Below are 18,796 nucleotides of genomic sequence, written 5' to 3'. Positions count from 1 at the left end.
ATCCGGCAGGGGCATTCCCATGTGCCCCTGATTCATCCGGATCGCCCACTGAGATATGACCGAATGACATTACTGAAAATCGTGTTCAACACCTTATGTCAGGTGCTGACGTGGTGCGCCAGCAACAGGGCACAGCAGTTTGTGGAAGACCACTTTCGCGAAGAAGATTACGGCGAAGACAGCATTTATATTGCCAGACAGACGGCAGCCCTGCTGACTGGTGCCTTAATCGCAGCGCTGATGGAGCAGATACTGCAGATTATTACCACACACTTAACACACTGATGCCCTGCTCACTGAGCGGGGCATTTTGTTTTATGACGCTAATAAGGAGATGACGATGCACACGTTACTGCCCGCAGACACATTTACCCGCAGGCAGGCTGAGGTCGTCGTGATGTCGCACCAGAACGTCGCTATTGAAGATGACCAGGGCACGCACTTTCGGCTGGTCATTCGCGACAGCGAGAGGCACTTGATCTGGCGTGCGTGGAATTTTGAAGCCAGTGCCGGGGGATGGCTTAACCGCTATCTGCTCAGCCACGGTATCCCCCACCAGGTCTGACTCAGCACGCCCCTCAGCCAATTACCCGTCACACGACTAACAGGCCATGTTCCCTTCGGGGCACATGGCTTTTTTGTTTATACCGTTTCATTTACTACAGAGGTACTCACCATGAGACTTGCCAGCCGCTTCGGGCGGACAAACCAGATCCGCCGCGACCGCCCGTTAACCCGCGATGAACTGGTGCACTATGTGCCCAGCGTATTCAGTGAAGAGAAACATGAATCTCGTTCAGACAGATACACGTACATCCCGACCATTACCCTCCTCGATAACCTGCAGCGCGAAGGCTTTCGTCCGTTTTTTGCCTGCCAGACCCGCGTGCGCGACCTGAATAAACGTGACCACACGAAGCACATGCTGCGCCTGCGTCGTGAAGGCCAGATTACCGGTAAACAGGTCCCCGAAATCATCCTCCTCAACAGCCATGACGGCTCCAGCTCATACCAGATGTTGCCGGGGTTGTTTCGCTTTGTCTGCCAGAACGGACTTGTCTGTGGCGAAACCTTTGGTGAGGTGCGCGTGCCACATAAAGGCAACGTGGTTGAGAAGGTCATTGAAGGGGCTTATGAGGTGCTGGGGATATTTGACCGGGTGGAAGAAAAGCGGGACGCCATGCAGTCACTGCTACTTCCCCCACCGGCACAGCAGGCTTTTGCCAGAGCCGCGCTGACGTATCGCTTCGGGGAAGAGCACCAGCCAGTGGCGGCATCCCAGATACTGACGCCCCGACGCTATGAAGACCGTCAGGACGACCTGTGGTCAGTGTTCAATCGTTGCCAGGAGAACCTGCTGAAAGGGGGTCTGCCAGGACGTACCGCCAAAGGCAAACGCAGCCATACCCGGGCGGTTAAAGGCATAGACGGCGACGTTAAGCTCAATCGCGCCCTCTGGGTGATGGCGGAAGAACTTCAGCAGGCGCTGAGCTGATGCCACCGCTACCTGATAACGCCCACCAGGCAACCCTTTATCCGACCGCCCTGGAGAACAATCCCTGCAGCCGCTCCATCTCCGATGACGACCTGTGCGCCTGGTGCTCACACCTTCTTTATCGTCCCGGCGAACTCAGCCTGTGCAGCTTAAGCCTCCCGGAGGGCCACTGGCCGTCACGCTGTGATGAGGACGGCTATGCGCAGTCCTGCCCGTCACTCCGGCTGAACCAACATCCCCAACCCGATAAATAAACAAGGAAAAACCAGCATGACCGATATTATTAACCTTAACGATATCCTCCCGTTACCGCCACAACCTGCCAGTTCTTCGCCAGCGCTGACCGCCACACTCGTACAGGACGAGCAGCGCATCAGCTTCTGGCCGCAGCACTTCGGCAGCATCCCGCAGTGGATAATCCTCGAACCGACAGTCTTCGCGTGGATGGACCGCTTCTGCACAGACTACCACGGCGGTATCTGGCAGTTTTACACGCTCAGCAACGGCGGCGCGTTTATGGCCCCGGAAGCGGAGAGCGATAAACTCTGGTCGCTGTTCAACACCCTGAACGGTAACGGCGGTGAGCTCAGCGCCGGGGCTGCCGGGATCGCGGTCTGCCTGATGACTTACAGCCACCACGCCATGCGCACCGAATGCGACGCCATGACGGAGCACTATTACCGCCTGCGGGACTACGCGCTCAGCCATGCGGAATGCAGTGCGATCATGCACATCATCGACTGAGGTCAGCCGCCATGGAACAACAGTTACCGCTGTTTGCCCGTGAATTACCCTCTGCCGACCAGCTGACGGTCAGGGAAGCCTTAACCCTGCTGGAAGGGCAGCTCCGTGAACCCGGTGCGTCATTTACGTCCGGCAATGCCGTGCGCGACTGGCTGCGCCTGCATCTGGCCACGCAGGAGAGGGAGTCGCTGATGGTGCTGTGGCTGGACAACCAGCACCGCCTCATCGCCTGCGATACGCTTTTTCTCGGCACCATCAACAGCATTACCGTCCATCCACGGGAGGTCGTGAAGGCCGGACTTCACCACAACGCTGCCGCCGCGCTACTCGCGCACAATCATCCTTCCGGAGAGGCTGAACCCAGTCAGGCCGACCGGCTGATTACCGGACGCCTGAAACAGGCCCTGGAGCTGGTCGATATTCGCCTGCTGGACCACCTGGTGGTTGGCGGGATGGATATAGTGTCTTTTGCCGAACGCGGCTGGCTGTAAGGAGAAAAACAACGATGAAGATTATCAGCAAACGCCAGGTGATGGCGATATACCGCCAGCATCCGCAGTCGCGGCTGTTCCGCTTCTGTACAGGGAAATACCTGTGGTCCGGTAGCATCTGCCACTATGCCGGACGGGAGGTGCAGGATATCTGCGGTGTGCTCGCCGTATTCGCTGAACGCCGCCAGGACCGCAACGGCCCGTATGTTGTCCTGCGCAGCGTTACCCTGAATTAACACCTAGTTAAGGATTACTTAAATGCAAAGCTCAACAAATGTAGCAAATCACGATATTGCCGCCCCCTGGTGGGGACTTAAGCCTGCAGCTATCCCGTGTTTTGGCGCACGACTGGTACAGGAGGGCAACCGGCTGCATTACCTGGCTGATCGCGCCAGCATCACCGGTACCTTCAGCGAATCAGACCTGCGCCATCTGGACCAGGCATTTCCACTGCTGTTGAAACAACTTGAGTTAATGCTCACCAGCGGTGAACTCACTCCCCGACATCAGCACGGCGTCACGCTCTACGCAAAAGGACTGACCTGCGAGGCAGACACCCTCGGCTCCTGCGGATACGTTTATCTTGCGATTTATGCGACGCCACCTGTGGCACAACCCGGAGGAGAATAGCCATGCCACACGCCTGTAAAATCAGCGAGGTCATTGAACTGCTGAAACAACATCAAAATGACGACTTCGTATTGTGTTCACTCTGATACGAAGACGATGTACGCAATGTGGATGACTCTGTGACGGCAGAAGAGGCCAGAGCGGCATTATGCCATGCAGCCAGCCATCACGACGCAGAACAGGGCATTAACTGGTTCACACTGGAGGCCGCACCTGACGCCATCAGACAGTAAGTGGATTACCTGAAAAACACCGTGACTCACCATCCCCCTTCACCGTTATCCCCCCGACCATCAACATCTTATTTATTTAACAGAGATCAACTTTATGCAAACCTTACCCACCATCCCGACGAGGAAGGTATCGTCACACCCGTCGCCGGTAGAAATCTGGCAGCAACTTCTTACTTATCTGCTGGAAAGGCATTACGGCCTTTCGCTTAACGACACACAGTTTGGTGATAGTAATGTGATTCAGCAGCATATTGACGCCGGGATTTCACTGGCAGATGCACTCAATTTTCTCGTTGAAAAATCTGAACTGGTTCGAATTGATCGCCCCGGTTTCTCCATTCAGCATCAGTCTCCGTTCATCAGCGCTATTGACATACTCCGGGCCAGAAAGGCCACCGGCCTGATGCAACGTACCGGCTATAAGGCGGTGACTTGCGCCATCAGTGGGCAGTCATCCAGGGGGCAGCAATGAAGCTGTCCCTGACGGTGGAAGCCGATACCGTTAATGTACTGGCCCTTAATGGGGGCCGGATCGCCGTCGATCTCGATGGTATTGAGCTGGCTGCGCTGATTGATGTGGTCAATGATAACGGTTACTCGCTTCGTATTGCTGATGCCCCCGGGAAGTTGGTTGTTGAAGATCAGCTACCACGTACCGCCCGTCTGAATGGGATCCAGTGCAGTACCGCTCATATCACGTGTGAGGATAACGCTATTCTCGACCAGGTCACTCTTCAACGCCACGAAGGCGGCAACAGTGACTGGATACTGTACACCGGCTACGGTTACCTGCTCAGACTTAATGCTCGCTTATACCCAGTGCTGGAACTAAAGAGATTGGGGCTTTCAAAGGGCTGCCGTCGGTTAGTGACCACACTGATACGACGTTACGGGATCGATATGCTACATCTGGATGCAGCGGGTGACCTGTTGCCGGGTTTTAGCACCTTCGACGGGTAGTCTCTCCTTCCGACATGCTCAGTCTCTGCAACACATCCGCTCAGAATAATCACAGCCCTGTATTTACCACACGCATAAACGCCAGCCCTCACCGACTGGCGTTTTGCTTTATACAAAGGATATAAACTATGTCAGAACTCACCATCACCAGACCCGAAGTTTTAACCGACCATACCGATATAATTTGCTCCACCAGCATTGAACGTATCGTCACCGGACGTAACGCTGCGCTGGAGCAGATTAAGACACTGATACGCCAGCTTGCCGACATCTCGACGCTGACCAGCAGCATCGGTGGTGGGGATGCAAAGGACTGGGGAATGCGACAATACCGTTATGACTGCTGGCTGATGGAGGACACTGATACGGCTATGAAAGCCATTACCCGCAGCATCGATCGCGATATCTGGCGAGAGCTGATGCAACGGTCCGGAATGCTCTCACTTATGGACGCTCAGGCGCGCGACGAGTGGCACAACAGCCTGGAGAAAGACGATATTCCTGCTATCAGCGAAGAAAATATCCTTAGCACTTTTAAACAATTACATCTGAATAAAGGTGAAGTTTTTGAACGTGGCGTGATTAACGTGTTTAAAGGTCTGAGCTGGAATTTTAAGACAAACAGCCCTTGTAGGTTTGGCGGGAAAATCATCGTGACGGGACTGGTCAAATATGACCGGTGGGGATTTGGTTTGAACTGGGGGTGGCAGCGTGATCGCCTGGCTGACCTTGAGCGCATGCTGATGCTTCTCGATGGAAAACCTGTCCCCGACAACCGCGACGATGTTACCCGTCGACTGGGAGACCATATCCATGAAAATAGGCACGGCAATCATTATGAGGATGAGATGTTTACTATTAAGTACTTTCAGAAGGGAACAGCGCATATCAGCTTCAAAAGGCCAGAACTGCTTGATAAAATGAACGACATTGTCGCGAAGCATTTTCCTTCGATGTTACCCGCTCGTTCCTGAGTTTGAATCCCCCAATCCAGCACCAAAAAGGACTGAGGGTACAAATGAGGGCACAAAAACAATCAAACAAAAAATAAACAATAAAATTCAATAAGTTAACTGATAAAGTCGATTCCGAGTCCGGCACCACTATTTAGAAGAACCCGCCTATGGCGGGTTTTTTGCTTTTGATTCGGCGCAATCCTGTCAACTGACCCACCCAATGCTTCCACAGTTACAACATTTCAGATAGCCTATACGGTTGGATTTCTCCCAGCGAACATTCGCAGAGATGCCCATGGGCCGCAAACATACGCCATTCACCTCTCTTTCGCGTCGAAAACGTCGGGCTAAAACCTTACACATCAAAAATCTTATCTATCGTGAACGCGATAGGCTGGGTGGCATCTTCTTTGATGAATGCGACCAGGTTGCAGCTCTCGCCAGTGGCCGCTGGACCTGGAGCGATATTATTTTTCTCAGCCAGGATCCCGCTATTTTCTGGAATGCGGAGATCATCACAGCGAATGTGGCTTTTGCCGATGCCGTAGAAGATATTGCTTTCAACGAGGCTTTTTCGAAGCTGAATGCCGCTGAAACACAGCAGGAAATGCACCTTGATTTCACACCTGACGTCAGTAGCAATGGCAAGAGATGGCTGCGCAAGCCCGCACTAAAGTACCCGCAGTTTGACGGCTTAACCTTTAATGATTTTATCGATAAACGCGCGCTGGAAATCGCACGGGATAATCCGCCAGCCATTTACTGCGGTTACCGCATCTTACCTGGATACGCTTCCGGGATTGGTTTGCAGATTGTCGTTGAGGCTGACAGATTAAACCGGGCTGTGATTGAAACGGCTATTGCAGATTTTCGTGCTCGTGGAGAACGTAACTGGATTTCTGATGTTCCTGCACGTGTCTGCTACTCAGATAAAACGATCTGCACACCACTGAAAATTAAAGAATAAGCCTGCCCCGTATGTATATGACCAGGCCACGTCGGGCAAAGGAGTCCGCAGCTATCGCACGTATCAGGAAGGGAGCCGATCCCGATGGCGTTCTGTTCCCTCATCCCACTAAGCCCTATGTCTAACTGAGCACAACCCCCTTCTGCAGGGCTTTTTACTGGAGCTAATCTTCAGTTAATCATCACCGACGACAGCCGGTACCAGCCATCACTCAGCTTTCCCTCGTTGGCGAGCTGAATACGCGCCTTACCGGTTTTATCCACCAGCGCCACGTCCAGCTGGTAGCGTCCTGCCGCCAGGCCAGGCGGGGTTGCCAGCTGATACGCCGAGCTGTGGCTACCCGGCAGCCATTGACGAATATCATCCCCGGCGTTGCCCTGCACGACCGTGCTTCCGCGCTTGTCCTGTAAACGCCAGGCGAGGGTATAGCGCAAATATATCGGCGCCACGCCGTCGTTTGACCACTGGCTGCTGAGCGAAACGGCCTGTCCGGCACCAGCGCTTGCCGGATGGGTCAGCGACACCACCCGGAAGCGATAACCGATCTTCGTCAGCGCCTTATCGAGGATATCGCGGTACACCTGCGGCACGTCGGTAGATTTCAGGTTCAGGGTGCTGGCATGCTGTGCCAGGGCCCAGTCAAAGGTGGCCTGTACCTCTTCCCGGGTATACTTCTGCTCGCTCAGCCATTCCGCCATGTGGCCGCAAATCTCCAGGCTGACGGGCGCTTTTTTCCACGCCTGGTTGAACCCCGGCCAGGCCGCCTGTGCCGCCGCAATGCGCTCCGGGTAATCATTGCCCATATGGCTCCAGCTGGGGCTAAAGTTACGCCAGTCGCCCCAGCAGTCCGCACGCCAGCCTGCCCCTCTCTTCGTCGCCCAGGCCACAGAATCATAACCGTTGAGCAGCATGATTTTAGGGGTATCAGGGAAGGCACTGAAGTGCATGTCGACATAGCGATTGAGCAGTTCGGGAGGGTAACGTTCCTGCAACGGCTTCAGGGTCGGGAAATTACTGTTGTGCCACTCCCCCCATGAGCCCACCATCCCGATATCGATAAAGGCCAGCTCGGGGTTATTGTTATAACGCGCGCCAAAGGCCTGAAGAAGACGCTGGGCGTAGGCAATATAGGTAGGATCGTCCAGATCGGGGACAAAGGTCTTATGATCCGGCGTCCATATGCCTTTGATCCCCTTGTTGATCAGCCACTCCGGGATCTCAGAGCCTGACTCAGGCCCGTCGAGGATCATAAAACGCAGACCAACGTTCATTGCCGGCTGATGCGCTGCCGCAGCGGCAAACCCCTCATCCACCAGCGCAAAATTGTACTGCCCTTCCCGCGGTTCAACTTCGCTCCAGTAGTAGCGACGATACTCGAGGCCCGTCGCCGGATACTGCGCGATGCTTAGGTCCTGGTTGTGAAAACGGGCCACGCCATTGCCCGGATTGGTCAGCAGTCCGCCGATGGCTGGAGGATTCACCGTTTGCAGCGGTTCCGCACTCTCCGCCTTCGCCCACCCCGACGAGAGCGCAAGCGCCCCGGCGACCCACAACAAATACCGATTTTTTTTGCATAGCAGATCGTGTAAATGCATCAATGCCTCTTTTCCCGGGAGCGAGTATTACAGGCGCGGCTGACAAGCCCGCGCGAAAGATGACCTCATTTTATTTCATAAGATATATCCCGGACTCACCCTTTTACATTATTTATTTAAAGAAACATTGGTCATATGGTTGTTATACACATGACGTACCGCTTTTCCTCGTGCTGTTTATGACAGCACATTCTGGATTTATTCATATTTCCTCTGAGAAGCAGGATAAAATGTTTAATAAAAATAACAGGATAATCAAAAAGCTGTTCTTCCATGAGTCCTGGGACATCATGGTCATTAACAGCTATGGCCAGCACGTTTTCCCGGAGAACACGCTGGATATCCTCAGTAACGCCAAAGCACAGCAGCTTGATAAAAAATATATCTTCCAGGCCGATCCTTTTATTATTGATAAAGACGATCTGCTGTATGTTTTTTATGAAGCGTTTTCCTTCCTTAACTCAAAAGGGGTGCTGCGCTGCCGCATCCTGAATAAAGATCTGGAAGAGATTGATGACGTGAAGCTGGAAGGGTTTGATGAATTAAAATGTCATCTCTCTTTCCCGTTCCTGTTCCAGCTCGACGGTAAGCTGTTCATGATCCCGGAGTCGGCAGAACGCAAAGAGGTGATTCTGTTCCAGTCCGTCGATTTCCCCGCGCGCTGGGAAAAGGTCAAAGTGCTGGTCTCCGATATGGCCGTCACGGATAACGTCGTCTTCGAGTTGAATGGCGTCAGTTATCTGGTCTCGACGACCATGGATAACGAACTGGTTATTCACACTTCTGATGGCATTCTTGGCGACTGGAAGCTGATCTCCCCAAACCTGGATGTCTGCAACGTGCATTTCAGAGGTGCCGGCAAGCCGTACTCGATCAACAACAAAACCTACCTCTTTACCCAGGAGTGCAATCCTGATGTATACGGAAAATCCATCTTCATCAAAGAATTGACCAGCTTAACCCCGGATAAATATGAAGAAAAACTGGTAGGGAAAATAAGCGCGTCGATCAATAACAGTGATGGTATTCACACCTTAAACTTCACCGACAATTATATTGTCTACGATACCAAGCACCTGACATTCAGCCTGCTCTCTACGCTTAAAAAACTGGCGTATAAAATTATGGTCAACTACCGTAAGCGGCTGCTTAGCTAAGTGACAATATGGGGAAGTCGCACTACGCTAACCAGAGCGGCAAAATAAAACACTGTGAAAGCGCATCTCTGTTCCGGCAACTTTTTGTGTCGGCCGGCGATGGCTTTTTGGGGGATTTATTATGGCAATTCTGGTCACGGGTGGCGCAGGCTATATTGGTTCACACACGGTGCTGGCTTTACTGGAGAGAGGTGAAGATGTCGTCGTCATTGATAACCTCTCCAATGCCTCGCAGGAGTCATTAATCCGGGTCGCAGAATTAACGGGCAAACAGCCGGTGGTCTGCATCGCTGATATTCTGGATCGCGACGCGTTAAAAAAACTTTTCGCGCAACATACCATTTCTGACGTTATCCATTTCGCCGGTCTTAAATCGGTTTCAGACTCTATTGTCCGGCCTCTCGCCTATTATGAAAATAATGTCGTCGGAACCATGGTGCTTTTGGATGAAATGCAGCGTGCGGGCGTGCACAGTCTTATTTTCAGCTCATCGGCAACGGTATATGGCAACCCCGAATCCGTTCCTTTAAGCGAACAGTCCCGCACCGGCGGTACCACGAATCCGTACGGTACCTCCAAGCTGATGGTGGAGCATATTTTACGTGACTTCTCCGTTGCCGAGCCGTACTTCAGGATCGCCTGCCTGCGCTATTTCAATCCCGTTGGCGCACACCCCTCCGGGCGTCTGGGGGAGGATCCGAACGGTATCCCGAATAACCTTGTGCCCTATATTTCACAGGTGGCCATCGGCAAGCTGGCGTGCCTGACCGTCTTTGGTGATGATTATCCAACGCCGGATGGCACCGGCGTGCGTGACTATATTCACGTGATGGATCTCGCCTATGGCCACCTTGCCGCGCTGGATCATAAAGATGACGGCGAGGCGTTTAAGGCCATCAATCTCGGCACCGGGGTGGGCTATTCAGTGATTGACCTGATCAGGGCCTTTGAAAAAGCCGCGCAGACCAAAATCAACTACCGAATTGTCGGCAGGCGTTCCGGCGACGTGGCAGAGTGCTGGTCGGATTCATCGCTGGCGCGCCAGCAGCTGGGATGGCAGGCCACGCGCAACCTCGAGGAGATGATGCGCGACGCCTGGAACTGGCAGAAGAACAATCCCGGGGGCTACAGCGCCTGATTACTGATATTTCAGGTTGAGCCACCAGTCCCAAATCCCGACGTGATAGTTCTGGAAAACGTCTATGCCCAGCGCGGATTTGATCATATACAGCGTCAACAGCACGCAACACAGCAAGAACAAGGTGGCGAACAGGATCAGAAACGTCACCACGATCCGCGACAGCTTTGACTCCGGACGCGAGCGCGCACGGTGATCCCGCCCCAGTAAGAACACCATATAGAGGCGTTTGCCGAAGAAAGGAAAACTTTTACGGACATCGATGCGGTGGCGCGACGCCAGGGTAATCGTGATGATGGCGCTCTCGATCTCCTCTTTTTGCTCCGGGGTCAGCTGGGCGCTAACATCCTTATCAAGCACTTCATAAAAACGGTCGATAACAACCGGGTTTCTGGTCTTACTGGTCAATTTTAACCTATTGTTTTATCTAATCTATGGTAAATGGATACGGTTTTCCTGGCGATTTCATCCCAGTTGTAGCGCTGCAGAAAATCGCCATAATCAATCCGTGGAGAGTTCGCCCACCGGGTCATTTTGTCTGCCAGGTCAGCGACATCACCCAGCTTAAAACTGGTCTCAGCCGGTAAGCCGACCTCAAGGTTCGGCAAAATATCGCTCACCACCACCGGCAGCGAAAACGACATCGCCTCCAGCAGCGCAATAGGTAATCCCTCATGGTAAGAGGGCATCACAAATAGCGAGGCCTGTGAGAAGATGACCTGCAGCGCCTCGCCTTTTAAAAAGCCGGTCATGACGACGCCAGGCGTCTGAAACGCCAGCTGCTTCAGGTGTATGCTGTACTCCGTGTCATGATCCGCATCCCCGACCAACACCAGCGGCAGCGTCAGGCCCGACTGTTGATAAGCGGCAATGGCATCATGCATCCCCTTCTCTTCAACGAACCGCCCGACCATCACGATATAATGCCCGGGCTGCAACGCATAACGCCCGAGGATCCTGTCGATCGTCTCGTCAGCCAGCGGCGCCGGCACATTAGCGCCGTTATAAACCAGATGCGCATCATAGCGATGGTATTTCTGCTGGATCAGCTGGTTGATCACCTCAGAAATGACAATCACTTCGTTGGCATACTTCACCGCCACTTTCTCACCGAGCATCAGGATTTTTTTCGCCATCCTGCCCCACTTCTGGCGCTCGTAGTCCGGCCCATGATGGGTAAAGACCACGCGTTTGCCCAGCAGGCGTAACAGCGGCACCACGAGGCCGGGTCCGATGGCGTGAACATGCACAATATCGGATCGGTCAACAAATGTCCTCAACGCCGCAATAACAGAATGCACAATGGCTTCGAAACTGCGTTTTTTAGGCGCCCAGAGCGCCAGCGTCTCGACGTTTTTATAACTCGAGCGCCGGTAGGGCACGTAGGGTGACCGGGCAATCACGCAAATCTCCACGTCATATTGCTGCCGGATAGCCGGGTACAGGTTCTGACAATGGGTTTCGACGCCGCCTAATACATCGGGGATCCCGCGTGTCCCCAATACCGTGATTTTTTTTGGCATATTATGGCCTGTCGAGCAGTTCGCGATAGAGCGACTGCAACGTTTCCATGTGCTTGCGCAGTGAGTATTTCTGGCAAAGCCTGACCCGGCCTTTCAGCCCCATCTCGTGGGCCTGCGCCGGGTTTTCCGCCATCACGTCCAGCGCATCGGCCAGATCCTGAGCGTTGCCAGGTTCAAACAGCAATCCTTCCACACCGTGACGTATCTGCTCCGGGATCCCGCCAATGCGTGCCCCTACCACCGCCCGGGCGAATGACATCGCCTCCAGCACCGCCATGGAGCAGTTTTCATAACACTCTGATGGCAGCACCACGGCCCGGGCGTTTTGAATCAGCGCATCCAGCGCCGGGCCCTGTTGCACATAGCCGAGGAACTCCGCGTTGGGATAGTCCACCACCATCTCGTCATACAGCGGCCCGTGGCCGACGATTTTTAACGGCATTTTATTGCGCATTAACTGATGCGCCCGGGTCAGGGTCGGAACCCCTTTCTCCGGACTCAGGCGCCCGACGTACAGCAGATAACCCTGATCCGCACCCGCCTCTGGCGTGTGGCTGTCGTCTATACCGTTCACAATCACATCGATGCGGGAATCCGGTAGCGAGCGTTTCAGCTCGTTACGCAGAAACTCGCTCGGGGAGACAATCACGTCCAGCGCCTGATAATTTTGCGCGATGTACTGCCAGGTCGCTTCTAACGACAGCAGCAGACTCTTCGCCGCCGAGCCCTCCTGACAGCGATAGCGAAACGCATTAAATACGCTGCCCGTCACGCACGCATCGCATACTTTGCCGTCGCGCAGCATCGAGTACGACGGGCACATAATCTTATAGTCGTGGGCGGTTAAGACGGTTCTACAGCCGAAGTCCCGGGCAACCTTGATCAGAGCCGGGGTCAGCTGGTGATAGATATTGTGGAAATGGACGATCTCCGGGCGCGTCTGCTCCAGCAGCGCCTGCATTTTTTTACAGGCTTCGCGGTTGTGAATAAAGCTGATGGCGGTCTTCACCCCCGCCAGCAGCCCGCCCTCTTTGTGATAATCGACATTGCTGACGAAGTAGTCGGCATAGTCAGACGGAAAGTTCTTCTCATGCTGCATGGAGAAATCGATCACCTCCACACCGGCCTCTTTCAGCATATTGCGTTCCTGAAAATAGACCGTCTCCGCTCCTCCCTTGATAAAGAAGAACTTATTCACCAGTAAAACTTTCATTACTCTACCTGTTCATGAATAACTTTATTGTCCGGCGGAACCCGGGGATCGCGCTGCGGGTGGAAAAGACCTTTCACCAGCCCGGCAGAGAGCACGGCAAGGTTGATTACGCTATTCAGGCCGTTTTTTAATGAGCGGTTCTGAATGGTTTTTAGCAGGATAAAGGCCAGCAGCGGCAGCAGCGCGATATCAATCAGGCTGACGTCGAAGGTGAAGAATGCAATCAGCACGATGAAGATGTAACTCGCAAAGATCACTTCGTTTTTCACCAGCATCAGCGCATCGCGGAACCAGGGTTTACCCCACGCGCTGCGCAACAGCTCACCGGGCGCCTGATGGAAGCCGCTTTTCCAGCGATAGCGCAGCATCCTGAAGGTCGGCATCGTATAGGAGGTATGACGAAAATAAGGTACGTTCAGGCGATGCAGTTTATAGCCTGCGGTCAGCAGGCGAATGCCTAACTCCGCCTCTTCATAGGCGTGCAGGCTGCGGTTGGTGAGATAACCAATATCGGCAATCGCCGACAGACGATAAAGGCCGCCGCCGCCCAAATGATCGTTATCGCCCAGCGGGTAGATTTTATTGATGCGCTGCTTGCGGGAGGTAAATTCATAGTTTGAGGCGTCGTCCATCTCCACCGTACCGGCCACGCCAGCGTACGTCGGGTTGTTCTGCAGAAACGCCACCGCATGATCGATAAAACCGGGCTCCAGCTCCATATCGCCATCCATCAGCAGGATAAACTCCCCTTCGCTGTGAAGGTAGCCCAGCTGATGCCCGACACCGCAGCTGCGGTCCGCCGGTTCGGTTAACGACACCACCATCACCCCTTTATCGCTGGCCAGCTGCTGGGTGTTGTCCGTTGAAAGACTGTCAGCAACAATAATTTTATGCGGATACTCACCGATCTGGCTGCGAATACTGTCGATGGTTTTCTCAATACACTCGGCTTCGTTAAAGGTTTTGATACTTACGGTAATAAAGGGTTTGTACATCAATAGTGCCCCGTATAACGGCGTACGGTCCGGCGAATAATCAAACTGGAACCTAACGACATGTAAAACAAGAACTGCAACATCGGCGTGATCATCATTATCTGGCTGTACGGCAGGCTGAGCAGACAGGCAATGGCGAAGACGTTAAACGCTGGCGCGAAACTCAGAAGGTGAACGTCAGGCGCATCAAGCTGTTCAACCGACAGCACCGGTTCGGGCCGGGCCGCCTTCAGGGTGTAGATAATCAGGCCCACAAACAGCAGGGTCCCCACCACACCGACTTCCCATAGCAACATACTCAGGGAAGTACTATCGAGATACAGGTTGTAATACTGATGCAGGAAGCCCGGCGAGACGGAACTGCCGCTGTTAGTGGCGTTCAGGCCATAGCCGAACAACGTTCCCGGCAGCCCCGACAGATCGTTATGCTGTATCCAGAACAGCAGGGAGGTGAATCGTCCTACTTCCCCGCCCGGCGTAATGAAATCGGGATCGAAGATGTAGTCCATGGAACCGAGGAAGACTTCAAAAGGGTTATCCGCCGTGTCGCCGCCATAGGCTGACGAGTAGGAGTAGGCCAGGGCGATGACCGCCACCACGATCAGCAGCGCCATGCCGATCAGAATAGAGAGCAGCACGGTTAAGTTGACCTTGCTTGCCTCTTTAACCCAGGAGGGCGTCAGCCACACCCAGCCCAGCAGCAGCGGCGACAGCAGGATCACGAATTTCACTTCGCCAATGATGCACATCACAAACCCCAGCACGATATGCAGCGCCATAGATTTAAAGCTGGTCAGCCCATGCTTATATTCCGAGACTTTCAGCAGCATGATCAGCAGACAGAACAGCCCCATAGCGGCCGTGTTACCGCCCCCCATAGGATCGCCGCCAAAGGTCCCCACTACGGAGTCCCATTTTTCACCCTCACCATACAGCGCCACGCGCTCCGGCAGGACAAAGATCAGCTGGTAAATGGCCACCGGGAACTGAATATAAAAGACCCAGTACAGCGCGCGAGTCACCTGATAGATCTGCGATTCCCGGCAGAACCCGAGCAGCAGGCAGACCATCACCAGCGACAGCCCAATTTCGTTTTTGAACCCGACGAGGGTAATCAGCGCCCCGCCCTGGAAGAGCGTTGAAATGACGGACAGCACGATAAAGGCGCCATACAGCGTCAGGATGATGGCCTCCTGGGCATCCAGCCGCAGGGGTTCATCGCGGGTCTGCAATACCAGGAAACCGGCCATCAGCAGCGTCATGACAAAGGGCAGCCACAGTACCGCCAGCTCACCGGTAAAATACTGCACCAGCCCGCAGAAGATCAGGGTAAACAGCGCGAAGGTCTGTAAATAATGTCCGGTATTAAGATTCATGATGCCACTGACCCGTTTTTCAGAATGTCGGCGCGCTTATTCACCTTCAGATAGATGAAGGCGTAGCGAATGAACGTCAGAATCGAAAATAAGATGATGGAGGTCGCATAGTCATTGTAGAGATACGGCACGACGACAAACGCGATGACCACGATCGCCAGTTGCTCAAGCTGGATCCGCAGGAAATAGCGGTGCGAGCCGAAAATCAGCTCTATCACCGTCAGCGGACAGACCGCCAGCGCCGGGAACAGGTACGGCAGCATATAGCGCGAGGTGGGCACAGAGGCAATCCACTCCTCGCTGAAACCCAGATTCATCACAATCGGATAGAAGATAAATACGCCCAGCGTGCAGACCACGCCCAGCACCAACAGCAGCAGACGGACCTTCGTGTACTCTTCGTAGTTGAAGATGTTGTTTCTGAAATCAATCGACCACTTCGAGAAAATGGTATTGCGCACCGCATTGCCGATAATCACCACCGGGGCCAGGCAGAAGCGGCTGACCACCGAAAAGTAACCCGCCGTTAAGGCCGAGAACCAGAAGTTGATCAGCATAATCGGCAGGTTGTTGCTCGCCATCGCCAGCACCTCTGCACTGCCCACCTTCGTAACGTGGTGAATATTTTTTTTCAGGAACGCCAGGTTACTGGAGGGCCGCAGGTGATGCAGGGTGATAGAGCGAATATCAAATGTCCGCAGGATGCAGGCGCTGGTCAGCACCATCATCAGGATCGCCCACATCCAGTAAAATGCCATCACCTGTTGGGTGAGCAGAACAGAGACTACCACCACTACCGAGACGGAGATGCGCTGGACCACCAGAAAGCGAAAGTTCGCCGTACGCAGCGACAGGTTTTCTGCCACCAGCACCCAGGTATTCGAGAGCGTAAGCAGGTAAAGGAACAGCACATTCTGATGAAACAGCCAGCCCGTCAGCACGGCATAGGGGATGGCAATCGTCAGGCTTTGCAGGAGACAAAACACCACGTTCTGGGCCAGTTCGTCATCCTGCTGCCGGGGAATTAACAGCTGCGAGGCAAAGGTGCATACCTGTGCCCCGATCAGGGCAATACTGTAATTGAGCGCGTAGAGCCCCACTTCGCCAAGATCGTACTTATGCGAAATGAGCCAGATCGACAGGGCGCCAATCAGTTGTGAAATAACTGATGACCCTGCGATCGTGGAAGCGCTCCTGAGCAGACTCATGCCCGGCCTGTGTTATTCATCAGTTCATGCGTATGGTAGTTAAGTGAACGCAGCCCCTCTTTGCTCTCCAGGTTTTTATCCACCACCTGATTCAGCACCCCACCAATCACCACGCAGCGATTGCTGACGGCTTTATCAATGGCATGTCCAACGGTGTCGGCACTGTTCTGGCCCGCTTTCAGGACGAAGATCAGACCGTCCGTCACCTGGCTCACCAGCTGCACTTCCTGGCTCTGATTCACCGCGGCCACATCAATGATGATGCGCTGGTAACGGCTGCGCAGCGACCCGAGCAGCGGTTTCAAGCGTTCGGGCGACAGCAGCAACAGCGCAGAGACCGGCGTATTGCCGCGGGGCAGGAAGTCGAGCTTATCGTTGACCTTCACCAGCACGCTGTCGGTATCGCTGTCGCCGCGCAGGACTTCCGCCACGCCCGGCGCCTTCGGTGAGCCCAGCTCGCCCGACAGACCGTCATTGTTGAAGAAGTCCATATCGATCAGCAGCGTTTTCTGGTCAAAGCTAAAGGAGTTCGCCAGCAGGTTCGCCAGTAGCGTCCGCCCCTCTCCGGCTTCCGCCGACGTAACGGCAATAACCTGCAACGGGTGACTGCTCAGCATGATCTGCGTGCGCATGCTGTGAATGATGTCGGCATTCAGCGGATCGCTGGTAATCAGATCGCGGATCTTGCCTCGCCCTCCCACGCCCTTAAAGCGGCGGATCTCACCCAGCGGCACCAGGTTAAGGCGCTTTTGCATCTGGCTGAGGGTGTTCACTGAGCGATCCGTGGCGGCTTTCACCATGACGTACATCACGTAGAAGAGCATCACCAGCAGCACGATCATCAGCATCAGCAGCGGTTTATTTGGCTTAACAGGACGCGCGGCGGGCACGGCAGGATCGTAGAGCTCCGCGTCAGCATCGGTATAGGTGCCCGGCAGCGTCAGCTCCTGCGTACGCTGGTAGATCACCTTGTACATCTCTTCCGTCTTATCCAGCGCCAGCTTCAGCTCGTTGTAGCCTTCGCGCTTCATCGACAGCCGCTGGAAGTTCTCTCTCTGCTCATCCAGCTGCTTCTGGTAATTTTTTTCATCCGCCACCGCCGCCTCGTAGTTCTGGCGTAATCCGGCCTCCTGCTCTCTGAGCGTCATCGCCGTTTGCGCCTGGATCGCGCCGATACGCGCCCGGGCCTGGATCACTTTGTCATGCTGCGGTCCGTAGGTTTTCTCCAGTTGCGAAAGCTCGCTGTTCGCCTGGATCAACGCAATGCGTAAATCCTGGATCTGGGCATGATTTGAAATCGACGGCAGCGAGATGGCCTTACCGCCACCGGAACGCACTTCGTTATAAATAGATTCTGCCGCCACCCGGCGTTCGGTAGCATTTGCCAGCCGGTTGGTGACAATGCCCATCTGTTCAGTTTCAAAACCGTCAACGCCGCGGAAGGTCAGTAACCCCGCTTTCGCCAGATAGTTATCCAGCGCCGTTTTTTGCTGGATCATTTGCTCCTTGAGCAGCGCCAGCTTGTGCTGGGTATCTTCACTGGCCTGCAGTGTTTTCTGCTGCTTGAGCCCCAGGCTGTAATTGATAAACGACTCGGCCACCCCGTTGGCAACGTCTGCCGACAGCTGCGGGGAGGTGGACTCATACGAGACGGTGGCAAGATGGGTGGTACGCACGCTGTTAATGGTGAGGTTTTTACCTAACGTCTTGAGCGCATTTTCAACCCGCTGCTGCTCGTTCTCTTTCCCCGTTGCACCATCGTCGCCCCCGTTGAAAGCCGGATTTTGATCCAGCTTCAGGGTACGCACCGCCTGTTCCAGCACCACGCGCGACTGCATCAGCGCGTTTTGGGTTTCGTAGTAGCCGTTACGGGTGGAGTCATACCCCTCAACCTTCTGGAAAGGGGTCACATTATCGGGCTGGGCTTTAAGCAGGACCGTTGCCGTAGAGACATATTTTGACGGCATCAAACTCATTAGTGGCCAGGCAATCGCCCCGGCAATGACGCCGGAGAGAATGATTTTCCAGGAGTTCTTTTTAATTTCACTGGCAAATCTGGAGATATCGATAGCGCTTTCTCGCTTTTTGCCATTTTCCACTATTGATAGTTTCATG

22 protein-coding genes are annotated in these 18,796 nt (G+C 54.1%); 14 read left to right on the top strand and 8 right to left on the bottom strand.

The window, feature by feature from the left end:
- Nucleotides 1-63: 63 nt before the first annotated feature.
- The 12 genes from GNG27_RS01620 (at nt 64) to GNG27_RS01565 (ending at nt 6,476) form a co-directional block, all read left to right on the top strand.
- Nucleotides 64-285, top strand: a complete 222-nt coding sequence (locus tag GNG27_RS01620) for a hypothetical protein (RefSeq protein WP_023336627.1) — start codon at nt 64-66, stop codon at nt 283-285.
- 49 nt (nt 286-334) lie between these two features.
- Nucleotides 335-565, top strand: coding sequence for a DUF905 family protein (locus GNG27_RS01615; RefSeq protein ID WP_032645134.1), 231 nt, complete (start codon nt 335-337; stop codon nt 563-565).
- A gap of 111 nt (nt 566-676) precedes the next feature.
- Nucleotides 677-1,495 carry a DUF932 domain-containing protein gene (locus GNG27_RS01610; RefSeq protein WP_023336625.1) on the top strand — a complete coding sequence of 273 codons (819 nt, stop codon included), beginning with the start codon at nt 677-679 and terminating at the stop codon, nt 1,493-1,495.
- Entirely contained in the window at nt 1,495-1,749 is a 255-nt protein-coding gene (locus tag GNG27_RS01605) for a hypothetical protein (protein WP_023336624.1), read from the top strand. Before GNG27_RS01610 ends, GNG27_RS01605 begins: the two co-directional genes overlap by 1 nt.
- 16 nt (nt 1,750-1,765) lie before the next feature.
- The gene (locus tag GNG27_RS01600; protein ID WP_023336623.1) at nt 1,766-2,239 is read left to right on the top strand and encodes an antirestriction protein; all 474 of its coding nucleotides are present in this window, start codon (nt 1,766-1,768) and stop codon (nt 2,237-2,239) included.
- A gap of 11 nt (nt 2,240-2,250) precedes the next feature.
- Entirely contained in the window at nt 2,251-2,730 is a 480-nt protein-coding gene (gene radC / locus GNG27_RS01595; protein ID WP_023336622.1) for a DNA repair protein RadC, read from the top strand.
- A gap of 14 nt (nt 2,731-2,744) precedes the next feature.
- Nucleotides 2,745-2,966 carry a DUF987 domain-containing protein gene (locus tag GNG27_RS01590; RefSeq protein WP_023336621.1) on the top strand — a complete coding sequence of 74 codons (222 nt, stop codon included), beginning with the start codon at nt 2,745-2,747 and terminating at the stop codon, nt 2,964-2,966.
- Nucleotides 2,967-2,988: 22 nt separating this feature from the next.
- Nucleotides 2,989-3,360 carry a type IV toxin-antitoxin system YeeU family antitoxin gene (locus tag GNG27_RS01585; protein ID WP_023336620.1) on the top strand — a complete coding sequence of 124 codons (372 nt, stop codon included), beginning with the start codon at nt 2,989-2,991 and terminating at the stop codon, nt 3,358-3,360.
- 327 nt (nt 3,361-3,687) lie between these two features.
- Nucleotides 3,688-4,065, top strand: coding sequence for a TA system toxin CbtA family protein (locus GNG27_RS01580; RefSeq protein WP_023336619.1), 378 nt, complete (start codon nt 3,688-3,690; stop codon nt 4,063-4,065).
- Entirely contained in the window at nt 4,062-4,553 is a 492-nt protein-coding gene (locus tag GNG27_RS01575) for a DUF5983 family protein (protein WP_023336618.1), read from the top strand. Before GNG27_RS01580 ends, GNG27_RS01575 begins: the two co-directional genes overlap by 4 nt.
- Nucleotides 4,554-4,681: 128 nt before the next feature.
- Nucleotides 4,682-5,527, top strand: coding sequence for a DUF4942 domain-containing protein (locus GNG27_RS01570; protein ID WP_023336617.1), 846 nt, complete (start codon nt 4,682-4,684; stop codon nt 5,525-5,527).
- Between the two features lie 277 nt (nt 5,528-5,804).
- On the top strand, nt 5,805-6,476 hold the full coding sequence (locus tag GNG27_RS01565; protein WP_156262728.1) for a hypothetical protein: 672 nt from the start codon (nt 5,805-5,807) through the stop codon (nt 6,474-6,476).
- Nucleotides 6,477-6,646: 170 nt separating this feature from the next.
- On the opposite strand, the gene GNG27_RS01560 is transcribed toward GNG27_RS01565, so the two are convergent.
- Nucleotides 6,647-8,071 (bottom strand): DUF4832 domain-containing protein, encoded by a 1,425-nt coding sequence (locus tag GNG27_RS01560; RefSeq protein ID WP_156262727.1) that lies wholly within the window; start codon nt 8,069-8,071, stop codon nt 6,647-6,649.
- A gap of 230 nt (nt 8,072-8,301) precedes the next feature.
- Between GNG27_RS01560 and GNG27_RS01555 the strand changes: the two genes are divergently transcribed.
- Both GNG27_RS01555 and galE read left to right on the top strand, forming a co-directional pair.
- The gene (locus tag GNG27_RS01555; protein WP_156262726.1) at nt 8,302-9,228 is read left to right on the top strand and encodes a hypothetical protein; all 927 of its coding nucleotides are present in this window, start codon (nt 8,302-8,304) and stop codon (nt 9,226-9,228) included.
- 121 nt (nt 9,229-9,349) lie between these two features.
- Nucleotides 9,350-10,366 carry a UDP-glucose 4-epimerase GalE gene (gene galE, locus GNG27_RS01550; RefSeq protein ID WP_142487914.1) on the top strand — a complete coding sequence of 339 codons (1,017 nt, stop codon included), beginning with the start codon at nt 9,350-9,352 and terminating at the stop codon, nt 10,364-10,366.
- Here the strand turns inward: galE and GNG27_RS01545 are convergent, their stop codons facing one another.
- From GNG27_RS01545 to GNG27_RS01515, 7 genes are read right to left on the bottom strand one after another with little or no spacing between them, the layout of a single operon-like run.
- Nucleotides 10,367-10,774 carry a hypothetical protein gene (locus GNG27_RS01545; RefSeq protein WP_142487913.1) on the bottom strand — a complete coding sequence of 136 codons (408 nt, stop codon included), beginning with the start codon at nt 10,772-10,774 and terminating at the stop codon, nt 10,367-10,369.
- Between the two features lie 2 nt (nt 10,775-10,776).
- The gene (locus GNG27_RS01540; RefSeq protein ID WP_156262725.1) at nt 10,777-11,889 is read right to left on the bottom strand and encodes a glycosyltransferase family 4 protein; all 1,113 of its coding nucleotides are present in this window, start codon (nt 11,887-11,889) and stop codon (nt 10,777-10,779) included.
- A 1-nt stretch (nt 11,890) separates the two neighbouring features.
- Nucleotides 11,891-13,102 (bottom strand): glycosyltransferase family 4 protein, encoded by a 1,212-nt coding sequence (locus GNG27_RS01535; protein WP_156262724.1) that lies wholly within the window; start codon nt 13,100-13,102, stop codon nt 11,891-11,893.
- Nucleotides 13,102-14,100, bottom strand: coding sequence for a glycosyltransferase family 2 protein (locus tag GNG27_RS01530; protein ID WP_142487910.1), 999 nt, complete (start codon nt 14,098-14,100; stop codon nt 13,102-13,104). The genes GNG27_RS01535 and GNG27_RS01530 overlap by 1 nt, the downstream gene beginning before the upstream one ends.
- Nucleotides 14,097-15,473 (bottom strand): capsular biosynthesis protein, encoded by a 1,377-nt coding sequence (locus GNG27_RS01525; RefSeq protein WP_142487909.1) that lies wholly within the window; start codon nt 15,471-15,473, stop codon nt 14,097-14,099. The genes GNG27_RS01530 and GNG27_RS01525 overlap by 4 nt, the downstream gene beginning before the upstream one ends.
- Complete coding sequence (locus GNG27_RS01520) at nt 15,470-16,681, bottom strand: oligosaccharide flippase family protein (protein ID WP_142487908.1); 1,212 nt, start codon at nt 16,679-16,681, stop codon at nt 15,470-15,472. The genes GNG27_RS01525 and GNG27_RS01520 overlap by 4 nt, the downstream gene beginning before the upstream one ends.
- Nucleotides 16,678-18,795 carry a polysaccharide biosynthesis tyrosine autokinase gene (locus GNG27_RS01515; protein WP_156262723.1) on the bottom strand — a complete coding sequence of 706 codons (2,118 nt, stop codon included), beginning with the start codon at nt 18,793-18,795 and terminating at the stop codon, nt 16,678-16,680. Before GNG27_RS01515 ends, GNG27_RS01520 begins: the two co-directional genes overlap by 4 nt.
- Nucleotide 18,796: the final 1 nt, after the last annotated feature.

The organism is Leclercia sp. 119287 (assembly GCF_009734485.1).
Taxonomy (GTDB): domain Bacteria; phylum Pseudomonadota; class Gammaproteobacteria; order Enterobacterales; family Enterobacteriaceae; genus Enterobacter; species Enterobacter adecarboxylatus_C.
Note: the sequence above shows the minus strand (reverse complement) of the source record. Positions and strands in the feature narration are given on the sequence as shown.